At 63.8% G+C, this 2,389-nt stretch carries 3 protein-coding genes; all 3 read left to right on the plus strand.

Annotation, left to right across the window (positions count from 1 at the left end; genetic code table 11):
* The coding region (locus tag Cph01nite_RS18860; protein ID WP_203676581.1) for an RHS repeat-associated core domain-containing protein at positions 1-470 on the plus strand (470 nt) is incomplete at its 5' end.
* Positions 470-1,459, plus strand: a complete 990-nt coding sequence (locus Cph01nite_RS18865; protein WP_203676584.1) for a tetratricopeptide repeat protein — start codon at positions 470-472, stop codon at positions 1,457-1,459. The genes Cph01nite_RS18860 and Cph01nite_RS18865, both read left to right, overlap by 1 nt.
* 210 nt (positions 1,460-1,669) lie before the next feature.
* Positions 1,670-2,389, plus strand: a 720-nt coding sequence (locus tag Cph01nite_RS18870; RefSeq protein WP_203676586.1) for an RHS repeat domain-containing protein, incomplete at its 3' end; no start/stop codon positions are given.

Here is a 2,389-nt window from a genome sequence, read left to right on the forward strand (position 1 = left end):
AGCACGCCGGGAACCTGGCCGCGATCGAGATGGGCGCACGGGTGTACCTCGCAGGACTGGGCAGGTTCCTGTCCGTCGACCCCGTCGAGGGCGGGGTCGACAATGCCTACGTCTACCCCACCGACCCCATCAACATGTATGACCTCGACGGAAATGTCGCGATTCCGGTACCCGTGATGCTGGGGGCGGCCGTCGTGGCCGCTGTCCTAGCGCTCTATATTCATCGCGCCTGTCAGTACGCTGGATGCTCGGTCGCAATGCCCCGCTTGCCGACGACGCGTCCCCCAAGGTTTGTTGATGACATGAGACGGCTCTTCGCAAAAAGGCCGGCTCGATCGGCGCGTACGGCTAAGCCGCATCGTGACTTGTCAAATGGCAAGTCCGGAAAACAGAGGCATGAGGATCGTCTCAGTCACGGCGGGCGAGAAAAGCCGAACTTCAAAGAGAATCCAAACAAGAGACGTCGGTGATGGATGTGATCATGGATCCTCAAGGATATGTCAACCTGCATCCGGAAATGCGTGATCGATGGAACGCGGCTGTTGCGTCGAGCAACACAGGCGAACTCATCGATCTGGGGATAGAGATGGCGGAAGCCGGCAATCTAGAAACGGCTTCCGATTGCTTTCAATGCGCCGCTCGCCTCGGAGACGCCGTGGCCTGGTTCAATCTAGGTAACACACTGCGGGATCTAGGTCGTGCTGATGAAGCATCGTCCGCCTACAGGGCGGCGATCGCGCTCGGTGAGACTGACGCATTGCTTAACCTCGGCCTGCTTCTGATCGATTCGAACTCGTGGGATGAAGCTGTCCCTCATCTTCGTCAGGCAACAGATGATGGCCAGGATCATGCATGGCATCCCTTGGGTTACGCCCTGCTCCAGGCAGGGAATATTGAGGGGGCGCGTGCGGCACTGCATAGGGCGGCGGAGTGCGCAGACACTGAAGGAATGGTAACGCTCGCCTTCCTTCTTCGAGAGGCGGGTGACGAGCATGCTGCCGTTGCCTGGCTTGAAGCTGCAGGAGCTGCCGGGCATCCCTCCGCGGCCGGTCAGGTGGCGGCATGGGAGTGGGAGTCGACCCGCGACGTGGCACTCGAGTCTCGGCTAAGGAGCCACGCCCAGAATTCCCCGGCGGCAAGGAAAGCGCTCGCGCGATTGCTCGACTCGTCAGGGCGTCCACGCGAAGCAATCCGTGTGCTCGAGGAGGCGGTCGCACGTGGTGAAACGGATCATTTTGTCCACCTCGGGAATCTCTATCACGATATCGGTGAGAGCGATCGGGCTGCGCAGGCGTACGCGCGCGACATCGAGACCGGCGATCCCTTCGGGCACCAGAATCTCGGTGCGCTCCTGGAAGAGAAAGGCGACCTTGACGGCGCGATAGAGCACTACCGAATCGGTGCTTCTCTTGGTGACCCTATGGCGGCGGAGTCGTACGATCGGTTGCAGGGTCTGTAGCGAGTTCCACAAAGCCGACAGTGTCCCGCAAATCAGGGCAAGGTCGTTTGGCTTCGCGCATATTTTGCTCTTTCGCGGATCTTCGCAAGTCCGATGGGGTCACGGCCTATTCAAATCCGAGTAGCCGCGTGTCGGGGGTGACGCGCCCGGGCTGGTGCAGAAGCCGGGTCGGAGTCGGCTGCGCCGGGGTCGGGGTCGACGAGCGCGCGGGTGGATCTGTTGGGGCGGGTGGTGTCGTACACGGATGTGTGGGGTGTGGTGACCACGACGGCGTACGACGGGGCGGGCCGCCCGAGCGCGTCGCGCACGACGGCCGGTGGTCAGGTGTTCGACTCGAGCGTGGAGTACGACGTCGATGGTCGTGCGGTGCGGTTGCTCGACGGGGGCAAGGTCGTCGCGGTGCCGGTTTACGGGCCGGGTGGGGACGTCGTCTCGGTGTCCTACCCCGCGGGTGCGGGCGCAGCCGGCAACGGGTCGGGCGTGGCGATCGCGCGGGATCCGGCGGGTGCGTTGGCCGAGCTGGTGTGGTCGTTCGTGGGGTCTTCGTCGGTGGCGGATCGGGTGGTGCGGTCGCAGTCGGGTCGGGTGTTGTCGGCGACGGTGTCCGAGGGTGGGGTGGCGTCGGGGTCGTCGTTGTACTGGTATGACGGTGCGGGGCGGTTGGTGCGTGCGGTGATCCCGCGGCATGAGTTGTCGTACGAGTTCGCGGCGGCGGGTGGGTGTGGTGTGAACCCGCGGGCGGGGGCGAACGGTAACCGGACGTCGTCGCGGGATGTGTTCGACGGGGTTGTGGTGACCACGGTCGAGTCGTGTTTCGATCACGCGGACCGGTTGACCTCGACGACGGTGACTGATCCGCCGGTGGGTGCTTCTCCGGTGTCGCGGACGATCGCGGGTGGGTCGATCTCGTATGACGCGGGTGGGAACACC

Origin of the sequence: Cellulomonas phragmiteti (assembly GCF_016862775.1) — a bacterium.
In the GTDB taxonomy this organism is placed as follows: Bacteria; Actinomycetota; Actinomycetes; order Actinomycetales; family Cellulomonadaceae; genus Cellulomonas; species Cellulomonas phragmiteti.

Bases quoted from the DNA above. Each gene is read 5' to 3' on its own strand.
- Cph01nite_RS18865 (WP_203676584.1), top strand. From the start codon at position 470: ATGGATGTGATCATGGATCCTCAAGGATATGTCAACCTGCATCCGGAA.